The sequence below is a fragment of the Cupriavidus sp. GW822-FHT02D05 genome (genome assembly GCF_058802485.1).
The window spans coordinates 214,654-231,328 of the sequence record NZ_JBXAOE010000002.1 but is presented as its reverse complement, the minus strand read 5'-3'; the positions used below and the strand labels follow the sequence as shown (position 1 = coordinate 231,328).

Sequence of the window (16,675 nt, the reverse complement as noted above, 5' to 3'; positions counted from 1 at the left end):
CCGCATTTGCCGTAATGTGGAATTGTTTGCAAATCGAACTTTAAAGAGGCTTCGTAAGTCTTTAATCTTGCTAACAATTTCTTTTTTTCCTAAACTGGCGCAATCCTAGTTGCGCGCTGAATGAATCATGTTCCGGTCTGATTCCCCCCTATTTTTGCGATTCTTCGGCTCTACCCCTCTTACTTCGGTTGCGGCCTCTGTGCTGTTGACCGTTTCCATGCTGGCCGCCCCTGTGGCCGATGCCGCGACGAAAACGTCGGACACCGCTAAAACCAGCAAAAAGTCGGCAAAAGTCGCCAAGTCCGAAAAAAAATCGGCAAATTCCCCCTCTAAATCCGCGAAATCCAAGCAGGTCGCGACCAGCGGCAAGGCCGAGCGCGCCACTACGCGCAAGGTCGTGGTACTGAAAAACGGTAAGCGCACCGTGGTGGCGCAGCGCCAGGCGGTACCGGTTCGTGCGGCGTTCATCCCCGCGAAACCCTCGCTGGGCGAGGCGCTCGGCCTGCGTGACACCGAAGACGCGCTCGCGCTGCGCTCCAGCGTGGCGCTGGTGATGGATCAGAACTCCAACGAAGTGCTGTTCCAGAAGAACGCCGCCGCGGTTCTGCCGATCGCCTCGATCACCAAGCTGATGACGGCCCTGGTTGTGATGGACGCGCGCCAGCCGATGGACGAGGTGCTCACCATCAACGAGGAAGACCGCGACAACGAAAAGCACAGCAGTTCGCGCCTGCGCTTTGGCGCGCAGCTCTCCCGTCAGGAGGCGCTCCTGCTGGCGCTGATGTCCTCGGAGAATCGTGCGGCATCGGTGCTGGGCCGCAGCTACCCGGGCGGCCTGCCGGCCTTTGTGCAAGCCATGAACCGCAAGGCACGCGAGCTCGGCATGAACGACAGCCACTTTGTCGATTCGAACGGCTTGTCGAGCAGCAATGTGTCGAGCGCGATGGACCTCGTGCGCATGGTCAACGCGGCGTACCGCAACCCTACCATCCGCGAGTTTTCGACGCAGACCGAGCATGAGGTCAATGTACTGGGCCGCACCCAGCACTACGTCAGCACCAACCGTTTGGTTCGCGGCGGCAACTGGGAGATCGGCCTGCAGAAAACAGGCTTTATCTCCGAGGCTGGCCAGTGCCTGGTGATGCAGGCACGCGTAAATGGCCGCAATGTGGTGATGGTGTTCCTGGATTCCGTTGGCAAGCTGTCCCGCTTCGCCGATGCCAACCGCGTCAAGGACTGGCTGGAACACGTGCAGACCGGGCCTGGCCGCCCTTTTCCGACGTCCCCAAACCTGACGCAGGGGCCTGGCAGCCCAACCAGCCCCCAGGCAATCCTGACCGCCCAGCAGCCTCGCGGCATCTGATGGCGGCGCCGGAGTGATCTGGCCGCCTGCTGCTTGAAATCAAAAAAACGCGCCGTCACCGGCGCGTTTTTCTTTGGGGCGTGGGCGGCGCGCTTAGAGCAGCTTGCCCGGATTCATGATGCCGGCCGGATCCAGCAACTGCTTGATGCCCCGCATCACGCGCAGCTCGAGTGGGTCCTTGAGGCGCAGGAAATCATCGCGCTTGAGCTGGCCGATGCCATGCTCGGCGCTGATGCTGCCGCCGTAGCGCGCCACTTCATCCAGCACTTCGGCGGTCAGCGCCTTGCCATGCTGCGCGGTCCAGTCGCGCTCGGCGCCCGCGGGGCGCGACAGGTTGTAGTGCAGGTTGCCGTCGCCGAAATGCCCGAAGATAAACGGGCGGATGCTGGGGCTGATGGCCTTGAGGCGCGCCTCCATCGACACCATGAAGGCCGGGATCTGCTCGATCGGCAGCGACACATCGTGCTTCAGGTGCGGCCCGTCGGCGCGCTGGGCCTCGGAGATTTCCTCGCGCAGCTTCCACAGACTCTGCAGTTGCGATAGCGACGCAGAGACGGCGGCGTCCATGCACAGCTCGCGCTCCAGTGCCTCGCCAATCACGCGCTCCAGCAGCACGTTGAGGGCGGCTTCGTCGGTGGTGTCGGCCAGCTCCACCAGCACATAGGCGGGATAGCGTTGGCTGAAGGGTTCCTGCACGCCTTCCGCATGCTTGAGCACGAGGTCGACACAATCGCCGGTGAAGAATTCGAAGGCTTGCAGGCGAGCGCCGCACTGCGCGAACAGCAGCTCGAAGAGCTCCAGCGCCTGCAGCGGGGAGGCCACTGCCGCAAGCACCACCGAGCGTGCGTCGGTGCGCGGAAACAGGCGCAGCGCTGCCGCGGTAATGACGCCCAGCGTGCCCTCGGAGCCGATCAGTAGTTGCTTGAGGTCGTAGCCGGTGTTGTCCTTGCGCAAGGCGCGCAGGCCGTGAAAGATCTCGCCGTTGGGCAGCACGGCTTCCACGCCCAGCACCAGCTCGCGGGTCATGCCGTAGCGCACCACATTGACCCCGCCGGCGTTGGTCGCGAGATTGCCGCCGATCTGGCAGGAGTCCTCGGCTGCCAGGCTGAGCGGCAGCAGGCGATGCGCCTCCTGCGCGGCGCGCCGCAGGTTGCCCAGGATGCAGCCCGCTTCGGCGACGAGCGTGTTGGCGATGGTATCGATCGAGCGGATCGCGTTCATGCGGTCCATGCTCAGCACCACGTTGGCGGGGCTGCTGTCCGGCGCGGCACCGCCGCACAGGCCGGTGTTGCCACCCCGCGGCACCACCGGGACCGCGGCCTGCTGGCACAAGGCCAGGCAACGTGCCACTTCATCCACCGAGCGCGGGCGCACCACGGCCTGCGCGTTGCCACGGTAAAGGCCGCGCCAGTCGGCGAGCCACGGCGCAACCTGGTCTGGCTCGGTAGCGACCACGTCGGTGCCTAGCGCTTCGATCAGGCGGGGCAGGAAAGCTGAATTTTGCATGATGGGTCTATCCGGAGTGGCAATGCGGCTTCAGGCCGCGGAATGAGTGGGGTCCTGGCCGCTGGTGAGGGGCTTGCCGCGCGCTGCCAGTTGCAGGCCCAGGCGTGCCGCCGCGCCGCGCAGGTGGGCTACCGCCGCGGCGCGCGCTTGTTCAGGGTCGCCGGCGCGGATCGCGTGGAAGATGGCCAGGTGTTCCTGGTGGACCTGTTCGGACAGGCCTTCCTGCTGGCGGGTATTGAGCCGCGCCACATGCACGGCCTGGTGCAGTTGCAGGTTCAGGTACTGCAGCAGCTGCAGGTAGTACTTGTTGTGGGTGGCGGTGGCGATCGCCACATGGAAGGCCGTGTCTGCCTCAGCGCCGCGGTGCGGGTCGTGCAATTGCGCCGCGAGCCGGTCCAGCAGCGCCTGCATGCCGGAGACATCCTGCGCGGTACGCCGCAGCGCCGCCAGCGCGGCGGCAGCGCTCTCCAGATCGAGCCGCAGCTCGTAGATGCTGGCCAGTTCGTCGCGATCGATGCCGATCTCCTGCGGCAGCTGGAAGCCGGCATTGCCCACGCGCGAGCGCACCGTGCTGCCCACGCCCTGGCGGCTTTCGACCAGGCCTTGGGAGCGCAGGTGCTCGGTCACCTCGCGGATGACGGCGGGGCTCACACCGTATTGCTCGGCGAGCTGCTTGCCGGTCGGCAGCCGGGCGCCAACGGGGTAGGTGCCGCCGGCGATCTCGGCGCGCAACTGCTGGGTTACCTGTTCGGTGAGGGTAATGGCTTTGGTCCGCATGCCCAGCAGGATATAGCTATTCAGGTTATCTGAAAACTAAGGGTATATACCTAGTTGTCGATTGAGGCCCTGCGTGAGGGAAAGGAGAGAAGGGAAAGGAGAGAAGGGGAAGGGAGAGGGGAAGGGAGAGGGGAAGGGAGCGAGGTAAGGGTTCGGCGCGAAGGGCGCGTGGCTTCCCGCGCCGTTCACCCCGCCATGTTCAGGCTGCGACGTCGGTCGCGTAGCCCATGCCGCGCGAGATCTGCAACGCGGTGTCCTTCAGGTTTTGCAGCCAGCTGTCCTGCAGGCGGTCGGCCGGGGCCGAAAGCGACAACCCGGCCACCAGACGGCGCGAGTCGTCGTAGATGCCGGCGGCGATGCAACGCACGCCGAGTTCCAGCTCTTCGTTGTCGCGCGCATAGCCGTTGGTGCGCACCCAGTTGAGTTCGCGCTCGAGCTTGATCAGGTCGGTGATCGAGGTGCGGGTGTGGCCGGCCAGCCCGGTGCGGGTGGCGTAGTTGCGAACGCGCGCCACTTCGTCGGCGGCCAGAAACAGCTTGCCGACCGAAGTCAGGTGCAGCGGGGCGCGGCCGCCAATGGCGCGCACCACCTGCATGCCGGAGCGCTCGCTATAAGCACGCTCGATGTAGACGATCTCGTCGCCTTGCCGCACCGACAGGTTCACCGTCTGGCCCGTCACGCGGTGCAGGGCCCGCATCGGTGCCAGCGCGGCGTCGCGTACCGACAGCCGGGCCTTGACCAGGTTGCCGAGCTCCAGCAGCCGCATGCCAAGCCGGTAACTGCCCGGATCGGAGCGGTCCACAAAGCGGCAGGCCACCATGTCATTGAGGATGCGGTGCGCGGTGGACGGGTGCAGCCCGGTGGTCAGCGACAGCTCCTTGAGGCTGACCGGATCAGCGTGCTGGGCGAGCGCATCCAGCAGGGTCATCATGCGTTCGATGACCTGGATGGACGTCTTGCCGGGGGCTTTGTCTGCTTCTGCCATGGGGAAATGTTGCCGTGCGGCAAATTAAGCGGTTGCCTGATTCTATCTCGCATTGTGAAAATTTCAATAGGTGAAATGGCATTGCCGAAAGAATCTTCTGATTTTGCTGATGACGAATGTGTCGAAAAAGGCATGCAAAAATGCGGCGAATTCACCCCTGCCGTGCACGCTTTTGTATGCTGGCCGGTGCGCAAGGGCGCATAATTGCGGGGTTTCGGGGTCTGGAAAAGGGAAACAATGCGAGTTGGTCTGTTCGCCACCTGCCTGGTGGACCTCATGCGTCCGGAAATCGGCTTCTCGGTGCTCAAGTTGCTGGAGAAGGCTGGCTTCGAGGTGATGGTGCCCGAAGCCCAGACCTGTTGCGGGCAACCTGCCTACAATTCGGGCGAGCGCACGGCATCGCGCGACCTGGCGGAAAAATTCCTGCGTGAGTTCGAAATGTTCGACTACGTGGTGATTCCGTCCGGATCCTGCGGCGGCATGGTGCTGCACCACTATGCGGACCTGCTCGGCGACGATCCCGAGTTGAATGGCCGTTACGAAGGCCTGCGCTCCCGCGTGTTCGAGCTGACCGATTTCCTGGTCAATGTGGCCAAGCTGGGCGAGTTCGATTCAAAGTTCACGGGCCGCATTACCTACCATGACTCTTGCTCCGGCTTGCGCGAACTGGGCGTCAAGAGCCAGCCCCGCGCTCTCCTGGCGCAATTGCCCGGTGTGCAGCTGAGCGAGATGAAGGACTGCGAGGCTTGCTGCGGATTCGGCGGCACCTTCTCGGTCAAGTACGGCAATATCTCCACGGCCATCGTCGATGAGAAGTGCGCCAACATCAAGGCCAGCGGTGCCGATGCCGTGGTGCTGGGCGACCTCGGCTGCATGCTCAATATCGAGGGGCGCCTGCGCAGGACCGGCGACACGCGTACCCAGGTGCTGCATATCGCGCAAGTGCTCGCCGGTGATGCCTGATCCCGGCCAGCTGAAAAACAAACCTTAGCGAGATCCCCGCTATGCAAGTTCGCAGCATGGAGTTCAAAGCGCGCGCGGGCCAGAAGCTGGCCGACCAGCGCCTGCAGCAGAACCTCAAGAAGCTCTCCACCAAATTCGTCACGGCGCGCGCCGACGCCATCCGCGACATCGACTTCGAAGCCACCCGCGAGGCACTCAAGGAGCGCCGCGACCGCGCGCTGCAGAACCTCGACGTCTGGCTCGCCACCTTCGAGGAAAACGCCACGCGCCGCGGCGCCACCGTGCTGTTTGCCGAGACCACGGCCGACGCCGCGCGGCTGGTAGCCGAGATTGCGCACAAGCACGGCGTGAAGAAGGTCATCAAGAGCAAATCGATGGTGACCGAGGAAATGCGCCTGAACCAGGTGCTGGGCGAGATGGGCGTGCAGAGCATCGAGACGGATCTGGGCGAATACATCCTGCAGATCAACGATGCCGAGCCGCCGTCGCACATCATCGCCCCGGTAGTGCACAAGGACAAGGAAGAGATCGCCGATCTCTTCGCCAAGGTCCACCACAAGCCGCGCCTGACCGATATCTCGGAGATGACGCGCGAGGCGCGTGAAGTGCTGCGGCCGGAATTCCTGTCGGCCGACATGGGCGTGACCGGCGGCAATTTCATCATTGCCGAAACAGGCTCGGTGGCGGTGGTGACCAATGAAGGCAACGAAGGCATGTGCACGGTGATGCCGCGCGTGCATGTGGCCGTGACCGGCATCGAGAAGGTGCTGCCGACGCTGGAAGACCTGGCTACCGTGATGCGGCTGCTGCCGCGCTCGGCCACCGGGCAGGCCATCTCGAATTACTTTTCGCTGCTGACCGGCCCGCGCGCCGAGGGCGAGCGTGACGGCCCGGAGCATATGTATTTCGTGCTGGTCGACGGCGGGCGCAGCGGCCTGATCGGCGGCGACTTCCAGGACATGCTGCGCTGCATCCGCTGCGGCGCTTGCATGAACCATTGCCCGGTGTACCAGAAGATCGGCGGCCATGCCTATGGCTGGGTCTACCCGGGCCCGATGGGCAGCGTGCTGACGCCGAGCTATGTCGGCATTGCCAATGCGCTGGACCTGCCGCAGGCTGCCACGCTGTGCGGAGAATGCAACCGCGTGTGCCCGGCTTCGATCCCGCTGTCGGACCTGCTGCGCAAGCTGCGCGAGAAGCAGATGGAGCGTGGCCTGCGTCCCTGGCAGGAGCGGCTCGGGCTGCAAGTGTGGGGCTACGTGGCGCGCCGCCCGGGGCTATACGCCTTCGCCACTCGCGTCGGCGCGCGCTTGCTTGCGCGCATGGGCGGCAGCAGCAAGCTGATTGCCAGCTTGCCGATGGCGGGCCGTGGCTGGACCGAGACCCGCGACCTGCCGGCACCGAGCGGACGCACGTTCCGCGAACTTTACAAAGAAAGGAGGGCGCGTTGATGGCCACGACCATGAACAATGCACCGGCGCTGGCAACCATGCGCGCCGCACTTGAACAACACGTCGGCGGCCAGCTCGCGGCCGATGGCCTGGTGCGCAGCTGGCGCGAGGCAGCTCCCGGCCTGGTGCTGCCGCCGATGTTCGGGCAGGCGATGGAAGAGCTGCTGCGCCGGCTGGAGATGGCGGCGGTATTCGCGCAGGATAGCTGCTCGTTCTCGAGCACCGCCGTCACCGACCAGCTCAAGCGCTGGCTGGACAAGGCGGCCACAGCCTGAGCAGCCACACGCCGTGCCCGAATGCAAAAGGCCCCCGCTCAAGCGGGGGCCTTTTGCATGGGTGCGTGGCTAAGCGAACGAAGCGCGAGGCTCAGCCCAGCAGCAGGGCATCATCATCCAGTTGCTCATGCCGTGTCTGCTCGAACATGCGCAGCAGGTCCGGCACGTCCAGCCCGGCGCGCTGGTCGCCCGACACGTCCAGCACCACCTGGCCCTGGTGCAGCATCACCGTGCGTTGCCCGTAGTCCAGCGCCTGGCGCATGCTGTGCGTGACCATCATCGTGGTGAGCTTGGCTTGCTCCACGATCTTGGCGGTCAGCTCCAGCACGAAGGCGGCGGTCTTCGGGTCCAGCGCAGCAGTGTGCTCGTCCAGCAGCAGGATCCGCGAGGGCTGCAGCGAGGCCATCAGCAAGCTCACGGCCTGGCGCTGGCCGCCCGACAGCAGGCCGATGCGGTCGGTCAGGCGGTTTTCCAGGCCGAGGTTGAGCAGGCGCAGCTTGTCGCGGAATAGCTCGCGCGAGGGCTTGTTCAGCGCCGCGCGAAAGCCCCGGCGGCTGCCGCGTGCCATGGCCAGCGCCATGTTTTCTTCGATCGTCAGTGCCTCGCAGGTGCCCGCCATTGGGTCCTGGAAGACGCGCGCCACCAGCGGGGCGCGGTCCCAGGCCGGCTTGCGCGTGACGTCGACGTCGTCGATCGTGACGCGCCCGGTGTCCACCATCTGATCGCCGCTGATGGCATTGAGGAAGGTGGATTTACCGGCGCCGTTGGAGCCGATCACGGCAACGAACTGGCCCGTCGGGATATCCAGGCTGAGGCCGCGCAGCGCGCGCGTCTCGATCGGGGTGCCGGGATTGAAGGTGAGTTTCAGGTCTTGTGCGCGCAGCATCTCAGGCACCTCCGTTCTTGCGGCCGAACAGCTTCTTGCGGGTCCCGGGCAACACCAGGGCACCGGTCACCAGTACGGCAGTGACCAGGTTCAGGTCTTGTGCCTTGAGGCCGATGAACTCGCTGTTCAGGGCCAGCGCAATGAAGAAGCGGTAGAGGATGGCGCCCAGTACCACGGCCAGCGTGGTGTACACCAGCCGGCGCGCCGGCAGGATGCTCTCGCCGATGATCACCGCGGCCAGGCCGATCACGATGGTGCCGATGCCCATGGAGATATCGGAGCCGCCCTGGGTCTGCGCGAACAGCGCGCCCGCGAGGGCTACCAGGCCGTTGGACAGCGCCATGCCCGCCAGCGTGGCGCGGCCGGTGGCGATGCCCTGGGAGCGCGCCATGCGCGGATTGGCGCCGGTGGCTCGCATGGCCAGGCCGAGCTGCGAGGAGAAGAACCAGTCCAGGCCAACTTTGGCCACGACCACCACGATCAGCAGCAGCGCGGGGCGCAGCATGTAGTCGGGCAGCCAGTCCGGCTGCAGGATGGTGAAGATGGTCGACTCGGTGATCAGCGGCACATTGGGCTTGCCCATGATGCGCAGGTTGATCGAGTACAGCGCGATCATCATCAGGATACTGGCCAGCAGGTCCATGATCTTGAGGCGCACGTTGAGCCAGCCGGTGACGAAGCCGGCAAAGGCGCCCGCAACAATCGCCAGCGCGGTGGCGATGAACGGATCCTGGCCCGAGGCGATCAGCGTGGCCGCCACGGCGCCACCCAGCGGGAAGCTGCCATCGACCGTCAGATCGGGGAAATTGAGGATGCGGAAGGAGATCAGCACCCCCAGGGCGACGAGGCTGAAGATCAGGCCGATCTCCAGGGCGCCCAGCAGGGAAAAGAGGGACATGGGGGAAATCCAGTTGCTTGTGTCCGGCACGGGAGGCCGAATCTGAAAACGCCTGGCACGCTGCCCGGGTCAGGCGGCGCGGCGCAGGCGTTTCCGGGGGCGGGCTCGGATAGAGCCACCTGCGCGAGAACGCGCAGGGTCAGCGTGCCGTGATTACTTGATGACGGTCTTCGCTTCCTTGATCAGCTCGGGCGACAGCGTCACGCCTTGCTTCTCGGCCGCGCCGGTGTTCACGAACAGCTCCAGCTTGTCGCTGGTTTCCGAAGCGATCGCGCCGGGCTTCTCGCCCTTCAGGATACGCACCACCACCTTGCCGGTCTGATGGCCGAGGTCGCCGTAGTTGATGCCAAGCGCGGCAATGGCGCCACGCTTGACGCTGTCGGTATCGGCAGCCACCAGCGGGATCTTCGACTCGTTGGCAACCTTGACCAGGGCTTCGTACGCCGACACCACGTTGTTGTCGGTGTTGGTGTAGATCACATCGACCTTGCCGATCAGGCTCTTGGCGGCGGCGCCGATGTCGACCGTGCGCGGTGCGGCGGCTTCCTTCAGCGTCATGCCTTCCTTGGCCAGCATCGCCTTCAGCTCCTTGACCACCACCACCGAGTTGGCTTCACCGGGGTTGTAGACCATGCCGACCGTCTTGGCCTTGGGCACCACGCGCTTGATCAGGGCAACCTGGCGGTCCAGCGGCAGCTTGTCCGACACGCCGGTCACATTGGTGCCCGTTGCGCTCCAGCTCTTGACCAGCTGGGCGGCGACCGGATCGGTCACGCCGGAGTACACCACCGGCACCGACTTGGTGGCGGCCACCACGGCCTGGGCCGACGGCGTGGCGATGGCCACGATCACGTTGGGCTGGTCGCCAACGAACTTGCGGGCGATCTGCGCGGCCGTGCCGGTATTGCCCTGCGCGCTCTGGTATTCCCACTTCAGGTTCTTGTCGGCGTCAAAGCCGGCGGTCTTCAGCTCGTCGCGCACGCCATCGCGGATGGCGTCCAGCGCGGGATGGTCGACGATCGAGAGCACCTTGACGGTCTGGGCCTGCACGGCGCCACCGTACAGCAGCGCGAGGGCGACGGCGCTGCCCAGGATGGTCTTGGTCGATGTCTTGAGACACTTCATAATTTTTAATCTCCCCCGGATATGGGTTCTGGGTGATGAGCCGCGTTTCGTTCTCGATAAGAACTGGTCCGCCGTCTTGCCCGGCGGCGCGCTGCGCCAACCGGCCGGTCCGTTGTGTGGGCGATACACCAGGCGGCAGGCTGGAGGACGCTCTTGTACAGCGGATACGACGGCGATAAGCCTGCGAGGATACCATTTTCGAGGCGAAATTTGCCCGGTTTTGCCCTGTTCCAGTGCGTCAGTAGGGGAAAACGGCAGGCCCGGAGCGCGCCATGGGCGGCGCCGGGCGGCGCACCGTCGCTGGTGCCTGGAACGCGGAAACGTTACTGCGCCGGATTGTGGATTTCGGCGTGGATGCGGGCGATGGCCGCGGTGATCGCCTCAGGCAGCGGCGTTTGCCAGGCATCGATGTTCTCGCGCAGTTGTTCCAGCGAGGTGGCGCCGATGATGGTGCTCGCCGCGAACCAGCGCGAGTAGCTCCAGGCCAGCGCCAGCGTTGCCGGCGAGAGGCCGTGCTCGCGTGCCAGCGTCACATAGCGGGCTGCCGCGGCCAGGCTTTCCGGGCGCAGGTAGCGCGGGCTCCAGTCGGGCGGGAAGCGCGTCAGGCGGCCCTTGGCCTGCGCGTCAAACACGGGGTGGGCGAGGTCGCCGCCGAGGTACTTGCCGGTGAGCTGGCCAAAGGCCAGCGGGCTGTATACCAGCAGGCTCACGTCGGTGCGAAAGCACGCCTCGTCCAGGCCCTGCTCGAAGCTGCGGTTGAGCAGGTTGTACGGGTTCTGGATGGTGGCGATGCGCGGCAGGCCGTGCAGCTCCGCCTGCTTGACGAACTCGGCCACGCCCCACGGCGTTTCGTTGGACACGCCGACATAGCGGATCTTGCCCGCGCGCACCAGCTCGCCCATGGCTTCGAGCTGCGCCTGGATCGAGGCGCACTCGCGCTCATTGGCCGGATCGAACTGCTTTTGCCCGAAGATGGGCGCGTTGCGAGCGGGCCAGTGGATCTGGTACAGGTCGATGTAATCGGTCTGCAGGCGCGCCAGCGAGGCGTCCACCGCCGCGCGGATGCTGTCCGGGGTCAGGTCGCCACCATTGCGGATCCACGGCATGCGCGCCGGGCCCGCCACCTTGGTGGCCAGCACGACGCGCTCACGCTGCTGGCGCTTGAGCCAGGTGCCGACGATGCGCTCGGTGCTGCCATAGGTCTCGGCACGCGGCTTGACCGGGTACATCTCTGCGGTGTCGATGAAGTTGATGCCGCGCGACACCGCGTAGTCGAGCTGGCTGTGGCCTTCGGCTTCGGTGTTCTGCTCGCCGAAGGTCATGGTGCCCAGGCAGATGCGCGAAACCTGCAGGTCGCTGCGGCCAAGACGGGTGGTTTCCATGGCTATCCTTGTGAGGCTGGGGTGATAAGGCGCAAAAAACGGGTTTGGGCCGGGGCCGTCAGGCGCGCAGCGCGGCGGCGCATTCCTTGACCAGCACCGGGCCGCGGTAGATCAGCCCGCTGTACACCTGCACCAGTTGCGCGCCGGCCGCGATCTTGGCTTGCGCATCGGCACCGCTGAAGATGCCGCCCACGCCTACGATGGGCACCGCGTCCCCAACCACCGCGCGCAGGCTCTTGACCACGCGCGTGGAGGATTCGAACACCGGCCGGCCCGACAGGCCGCCGGCTTCCTCGCCGTGCGGCAGGCCCTTGACGGCGTCGCGGGCGATCGTGGTGTTGGTGGCGATCACGCCGTCGATCCGGTGGCGGACCAGCGCATCGCCGATATTGCCGATCTGGTCGGCATCGAGGTCCGGCGCGATCTTGAGCGCGAGCGGCACGTAGCGCTTGTACTTGTCGGCCAGGCGCTGCTGTGCGTCCTTGAGCGTGGAGAGCAGGTGGTCGAGCTCGCTGGCGCCCTGCAGCTGGCGCAGGTTCTTGGTGTTCGGCGAGGAGATATTGACGGTGACGTAGCTGGCGTGCGGGTAGACCCGTTCCAGGCAGTGCAGGTAGTCGTCCACCGCGTGCTCGATCGGCGTATCGGCATTCTTTCCGATGTTCAGGCCCAGCACGCCGCCTTCGGCCTTCCAGCGCGACGCGTTCACATTGGCGATAAAGGCATCCACGCCGCCGTTGTTGAAGCCCATGCGGTTGATCAGCGCATCCGCCTGCGGCAGGCGGAACATGCGCGGCCGCGGGTTGCCCGCCTGCGGGCGCGGCGTTACGGTGCCTACCTCGATAAAGCCGAAGCCGAAGGCGGCCAGCCCGTCGATGTAGGCGCCATCCTTGTCGAGCCCGGCGGCCAGGCCAACCGGGTTGGGGAAGCGCACGCCCATCACCGTGCGCGGGTCATCGGCGATGGTATTGCCGATGCAGCCCGCCAGCCCCATGCGCTTGGCGCGGAGCAGGTTGTTGAGGGTGAAATGGTGAGCGTCCTCCGCATCCATCGAGAACAGGGCGGGGCGAAACAGGGGGTAGAGCGCGTTCAGCACAGGGAATCAGCTTGGAAGTCGGGACCAAGGCGGCATTGTAACGGTTGGGCCGGATCGGGTACTGCGCCGCTGGCGCGGGCATGACTTGCGCAGGCTGTCCGCTACAGGCTGTTTTCCGGGGCTTCGTCGCCAGGCTGCGGCGGCACGACGGGCACAGCGGTGGGCGATGTCACGGCGGGTGCCGCATCCCGCAGCGACGCCGGCGCCGCATCGAACGCGCGCCACTGGTTTGCGGTCAGCACCTGCAGCGGCTGGTAGCGCGCCTTATAGGCCATTTTTCGGCTATCGGCGATCCAGTAGCCCAGGTACAGGTGTGGCAGGGCGAGTTCGCGGGCCTGTTGGATCTGCCACAGGATGTTATAGGTGCCGTAGCTGGCGTGCACCTCCAGCGGGTCGTAGAAGGTGTAGACCGAGGACAGGCCATCGTCGAGCACATCGATCATGCTGACCATGCGCAGCCGCCCGGCCTCGGCCGAGCCCGGCGGCTCGCGGAATTCCACCAGCCGCGAATTGACCCGGCTTTGCAGCAGGAACTGCTCGTACTGGTCGCGGCTGTCCTGGTCCATGCCGCCGCCGGCGTGGCGCATCGACTGGTACAGCAGGTAGAGCGAATAATGCTCTTCCACGTAGGTGAGCGGCGCCACCAGCGCCTGCAGGCTGCCGTGCTGGCGCCAGGCCCGGCGCTGGCTGCGGTCAGGGCGGAACTGGTCGACCACCACGCGGCACGGCGTGCAGGCGTGGCATTCATCGCAATAGGGGCGGTAGGTAAAGATGCCGCTGCGCCGGAAGCCGGCGCGCACCAGCCGCGAATAGACATCGGCATTGATCAGGTGGGCGGGCGTGGCCACCTGAGAGCGCGCCATGCGGCCATCGAGGTAGCTGCAAGCGTAGGGTGCCGTAGCGTAAAACTGCAACGCGGAAAGGGGGAGTTCCTTTAGCTTGCTCATGTGTCTGCAACGGCCAGGGATGAAACAGCAACGCGGGAAAGCCGATGGCGCAGCGACCAGGCCTTGCGGCGAGTGGCCAATGCGGTGCGCCCTACGGCTGCACCTGAGTCCATCTCTGCAGCACCGTCTTGTCAAAACCCCACGGCACGATATCCGGCTGGCGGGTGGCAATGCGGATATGGGCCGCGAACTCCGCACGCGGGATGGGGCTCGCCCCGAGCGAAGCCAGATGATCGGTTTCCTGCTGGCAGTCTATCATCGCCACGCCGTGGCTGCCGAGGAACGCGCACAGCGCGGCCAGGGCGATCTTGGAGGCATCGGTGCGCCGCGCGAACATCGATTCGCCATAGAACATCCGCCCGAGCGCCACGCCGTACAGGCCACCCGCGCGCTCGCCCTGGTACCAGGTCTCCACGCAATGCGCCAGGCCATTGCGGTGGAGTGCGCCATAGGCGGTGATGATGTCCTCGGTGATCCAGGTGCCATGCTGGCCATCGCGCGGGGTTTCGGCGCAGGCCTGCATGACGGCGATAAAGTCGTCGTCGACGCGGACTTCCCAGTCGGGGTCGCGCAGCACGCGCTTGAGGGTCTTGCGAAAGGTGCTGGAAACGCGCAGCGCCTGCGGCGGCAGCACCATGCGGGGATCGGTGCTCCACCACAGCACCGGCTGGCCTTCGGCATACCAGGGAAAGATGCCTTGGCGGTAAGCCAGCAGCAGGCGCTGCGCCGACAGCTCGCGGCTGGCCGCAAGCAGGCCGGGCGCGTCGGAGCCCGGGCCGAGCGCACGCTCGACCGGCGGGAACGGATCATGCGGATCCAGCCAGGTGATCATGCGGGCAGTGCGGGCAACGTGCCCGGGTTCAGGGTTCGACCGTGGCCCGGGTGGTCAGCGGGCGCATCGGCTTGTCGATATCCAGGCTGTGCAGGCGGAAGGTGCCGTCGGCTAGCCGTCCCGCCGCGCGATCCGCGAAGAAGCAGCGCAACGAATGGATTACGGTGGGGAAGGCCAGTTCGTCCCAGGGTACGTCGGCTTCCTCGACCAGCTTTACCTCCAGGCTTTCCTCGCCCGCCGAGATGTCCAGGTCTTCCAGCGTTGCCAGGTAGAACATGTGCACCTGATGCACATGCGGCACATTCAGGATCGAGAACAGTTCGCCGACCTGCACCCGTGCCCCGGCCTCCTCCAGCGTCTCGCGCGCGGCGCCCTGCGCGGTGGTCTCGCCGATCTCCATGAAGCCGGCCGGCAGCGTCCAGAAGCCGTAGCGCGGCTCGATGGCGCGCTTGCACAGCAGGACCTTGTCCTCCCACACGGGAATGGTGCCGACCACATTGCGCGGGTTGACGTAGTGGATGGTGCTGCAGTTGTCGCACACTGAACGCAGGCGCGAGTCGCCTTCAGGGATGCGCAGCACGACCGCATGGCCGCAGTTCGAGCAGAATTTCATGAGGGGCGTCCGGGAGGAATGGCGAAAGTGTATCACCGCCGATGGGGGCTGCCGGGGGTGGGGTGCGAGTTTGGGGTGGGCTAGCGCGCGGGACCGCACCGAAGTCGAGCACCCGGCGCACAAAACAAAAAACGCCCGGAATTGGGCGTTGGGGCGTTGGTTTGCTTTGCATTCGACCGTGACTGCATTGGCATGCAGGCGTTTGGTTGCGGGGGCAGGACTTGAACCTGCGACCTTCGGGTTATGAGCCCGACGAGCTGCCAACTGCTCCACCCCGCGTCCGTCGAAGAAAAAGATTATAAGGCAAATCCTACCGCGGTGCAACAGCCAATTGCGCCAGAATGGCGAAGGGCGCAAGAACTCGCCCCGATAAGGATCGCGGCCGCAATGGCGCGCGGGGGTTCAGGCAGGGGCGGGACTGGCCTTGCTGCGCTGCCAGACGCTGGCGGCAAACTGGAAGCTGTCCCGCTGCAGCAGGTCGTCGCGTTGCCAGATGACGCGGTCAGGCCGCACGGTCAGCATCCAGGTGGTGGTGACGCGTGGCTGGGGTTCGGCGAAGGCGCGCGGGGTTAGCAGTGCGGCGCAGGCGCCGTGCTCCGGGTCGCGCACCGAGGTGTAGCGGATCATGCCGAGGCCAGCTTCCCGGGCCGTGCGGGCCAAGGCCTGGCAGGCATCATAGTGGTCGGGATCGGTCCACTTCGTTGCGTCTTCGGCAAAGGGCGGGGCGTCGAGCGCGATGCCTTCGGTGCGCACGCTCACCTGGAACAAGGTATGGGGCCGGGCGTCGATGCGGGGCAGCGCCGGGCTGTCGAGCAGGAAGCGCCAGCGCCAGTAGCCCAGTTCCGCGCAGGCGGTGCGAATATCGTCCGCGCCGTAGAACACGCCAGGATCCTGCTCGGCGCGAAAGCGCGAGCCCCAGGGCGAGGGCGGGTAGCGAAAGGGCGTGAACAGAAGGTAGTGCAGGTGGCGTGCGTCGGCGGGCACCGCGGGCTTGCCGGCGTCCAGCACGGCTTCCAGCACGGCCTGCTCCTCCAGGCTGTCGACCAGCGGCATGGTCGATACCACATGCTGGGCCTCAACCGCGCGCCAGAGCGTGAGCGCAAACGGCTTGCGCTCAGACGCGACCGCGGGTGGCATCCAGATAGTGAACGACACGTACCAGGCCCTCTGTTGTGCGGATCAGGTCGAGCGGCTTGCCACCCAACGCCAGGTTTTCGTTGGCCAGCCAGAGGCGGGCCTGGTCGCTGTGGCCGAGGATGGCGTCGAGCGAGCGGAACAGGCGCACGAACAGCACGCCGAACTCCCATTCCTTGCGATGCGCATCGAGCACATAGCCCCCGGAAGCCATTCGGGACACAGAGGCGGTGCTGATGCCCAGCACGTTGGCCACGCCTGCCTGGCTGATGCCAAGAAAGCCGGCTGCACGCATGACCGCCTTGGTGAGGGTGGTGCCGGGGTCCGGACTGCCGGCAGGAAGATGCTCCGGGACTTGCTTGGGTTGCATCGCCTCGCTCCTGTTTCTTCAGAAACATTATAGGCGGTTCGTTTCGTAAGGGAAGCGGGAAAACACCATCTTTAT

General features: G+C 65.6%; 18 protein-coding genes and 1 tRNA gene. 5 read left to right on the top strand and 14 right to left on the bottom strand.

From position 1 onward, the window contains the following. Nucleotides 1-217: 217 nt before the first annotated feature. Nucleotides 218-1,363, top strand: a complete 1,146-nt coding sequence (pbpG, locus tag AC1RQK_RS03450; protein ID WP_492375935.1) for a D-alanyl-D-alanine endopeptidase — start codon at nt 218-220, stop codon at nt 1,361-1,363. A gap of 93 nt (nt 1,364-1,456) precedes the next feature. On the opposite strand, the gene AC1RQK_RS03445 is transcribed toward pbpG, so the two are convergent. From AC1RQK_RS03445 to AC1RQK_RS03435, 3 genes are all read right to left on the bottom strand, one after another. Beyond that, the gene (locus tag AC1RQK_RS03445) at nt 1,457-2,869 is read right to left on the bottom strand and encodes an FAD-binding oxidoreductase (RefSeq protein WP_492807683.1); all 1,413 of its coding nucleotides are present in this window, start codon (nt 2,867-2,869) and stop codon (nt 1,457-1,459) included. A 30-nt stretch (nt 2,870-2,899) separates the two neighbouring features. Next, nucleotides 2,900-3,646: a FadR/GntR family transcriptional regulator gene (locus AC1RQK_RS03440; protein ID WP_492375937.1), complete on the bottom strand. Its 747-nt coding sequence runs from the start codon at nt 3,644-3,646 to the stop codon at nt 2,900-2,902. A gap of 199 nt (nt 3,647-3,845) precedes the next feature. Beyond that, nucleotides 3,846-4,631 (bottom strand): IclR family transcriptional regulator, encoded by a 786-nt coding sequence (locus AC1RQK_RS03435; protein ID WP_150987776.1) that lies wholly within the window; start codon nt 4,629-4,631, stop codon nt 3,846-3,848. Nucleotides 4,632-4,706: 75 nt separating this feature from the next. Here AC1RQK_RS03435 and AC1RQK_RS03430 point away from each other — a divergent pair, with 75 nt between their 5' ends. From AC1RQK_RS03430 to AC1RQK_RS03415, 4 genes are read left to right on the top strand one after another with little or no spacing between them, the layout of a single operon-like run. Beyond that, nucleotides 4,707-4,835 carry a hypothetical protein gene (locus AC1RQK_RS03430; RefSeq protein WP_492807681.1) on the top strand — a complete coding sequence of 43 codons (129 nt, stop codon included), beginning with the start codon at nt 4,707-4,709 and terminating at the stop codon, nt 4,833-4,835. A 33-nt stretch (nt 4,836-4,868) separates the two neighbouring features. Beyond that, nucleotides 4,869-5,594, top strand: coding sequence for a (Fe-S)-binding protein (locus tag AC1RQK_RS03425; RefSeq protein ID WP_150987773.1), 726 nt, complete (start codon nt 4,869-4,871; stop codon nt 5,592-5,594). A 41-nt stretch (nt 5,595-5,635) separates the two neighbouring features. Next, nucleotides 5,636-7,045 (top strand): LutB/LldF family L-lactate oxidation iron-sulfur protein, encoded by a 1,410-nt coding sequence (locus tag AC1RQK_RS03420; RefSeq protein WP_492807679.1) that lies wholly within the window; start codon nt 5,636-5,638, stop codon nt 7,043-7,045. Further along, a complete protein-coding gene (locus AC1RQK_RS03415; RefSeq protein ID WP_492807678.1) occupies nt 7,045-7,320 on the top strand; it encodes a hypothetical protein in 276 nt (91 codons plus the stop codon). The genes AC1RQK_RS03420 and AC1RQK_RS03415 overlap by 1 nt, the downstream gene beginning before the upstream one ends. 91 nt (nt 7,321-7,411) lie before the next feature. Here AC1RQK_RS03415 and AC1RQK_RS03410 read toward each other — a convergent pair whose 3' ends face one another. The 11 genes from AC1RQK_RS03410 to AC1RQK_RS03360 form a co-directional block, all read right to left on the bottom strand. Further along, entirely contained in the window at nt 7,412-8,206 is a 795-nt protein-coding gene (locus tag AC1RQK_RS03410; protein WP_492807676.1) for an ABC transporter ATP-binding protein, read from the bottom strand. A 1-nt stretch (nt 8,207) separates the two neighbouring features. Next, nucleotides 8,208-9,104, bottom strand: a complete 897-nt coding sequence (locus tag AC1RQK_RS03405) for an ABC transporter permease (protein ID WP_492375942.1) — start codon at nt 9,102-9,104, stop codon at nt 8,208-8,210. Nucleotides 9,105-9,257: 153 nt separating this feature from the next. Beyond that, complete coding sequence (locus AC1RQK_RS03400) at nt 9,258-10,229, bottom strand: ABC transporter substrate-binding protein (protein ID WP_492807674.1); 972 nt, start codon at nt 10,227-10,229, stop codon at nt 9,258-9,260. Between the two features lie 323 nt (nt 10,230-10,552). Beyond that, entirely contained in the window at nt 10,553-11,611 is a 1,059-nt protein-coding gene (locus AC1RQK_RS03395) for an aldo/keto reductase (protein ID WP_492807672.1), read from the bottom strand. Nucleotides 11,612-11,669: 58 nt separating this feature from the next. After that, the gene (locus AC1RQK_RS03390) at nt 11,670-12,704 is read right to left on the bottom strand and encodes a quinone-dependent dihydroorotate dehydrogenase (protein WP_492807670.1); all 1,035 of its coding nucleotides are present in this window, start codon (nt 12,702-12,704) and stop codon (nt 11,670-11,672) included. 101 nt (nt 12,705-12,805) lie between these two features. Next, complete coding sequence (locus tag AC1RQK_RS03385) at nt 12,806-13,651, bottom strand: arginyltransferase (RefSeq protein ID WP_492807668.1); 846 nt, start codon at nt 13,649-13,651, stop codon at nt 12,806-12,808. Between the two features lie 91 nt (nt 13,652-13,742). Then, nucleotides 13,743-14,483 carry a leucyl/phenylalanyl-tRNA--protein transferase gene (gene aat, locus AC1RQK_RS03380; RefSeq protein ID WP_492807666.1) on the bottom strand — a complete coding sequence of 247 codons (741 nt, stop codon included), beginning with the start codon at nt 14,481-14,483 and terminating at the stop codon, nt 13,743-13,745. 28 nt (nt 14,484-14,511) lie between these two features. Then, the gene (locus tag AC1RQK_RS03375; RefSeq protein WP_174422706.1) at nt 14,512-15,096 is read right to left on the bottom strand and encodes an NUDIX hydrolase; all 585 of its coding nucleotides are present in this window, start codon (nt 15,094-15,096) and stop codon (nt 14,512-14,514) included. Between the two features lie 203 nt (nt 15,097-15,299). After that, nucleotides 15,300-15,375, bottom strand: a tRNA-Met gene (locus tag AC1RQK_RS03370). Nucleotides 15,376-15,498: 123 nt separating this feature from the next. Beyond that, a complete protein-coding gene (locus AC1RQK_RS03365; RefSeq protein ID WP_492807665.1) occupies nt 15,499-16,251 on the bottom strand; it encodes an RES family NAD+ phosphorylase in 753 nt (250 codons plus the stop codon). Beyond that, nucleotides 16,211-16,600, bottom strand: coding sequence for an MbcA/ParS/Xre antitoxin family protein (locus tag AC1RQK_RS03360; RefSeq protein WP_043345277.1), 390 nt, complete (start codon nt 16,598-16,600; stop codon nt 16,211-16,213). Before AC1RQK_RS03360 ends, AC1RQK_RS03365 begins: the two co-directional genes overlap by 41 nt. Nucleotides 16,601-16,675: the final 75 nt, after the last annotated feature.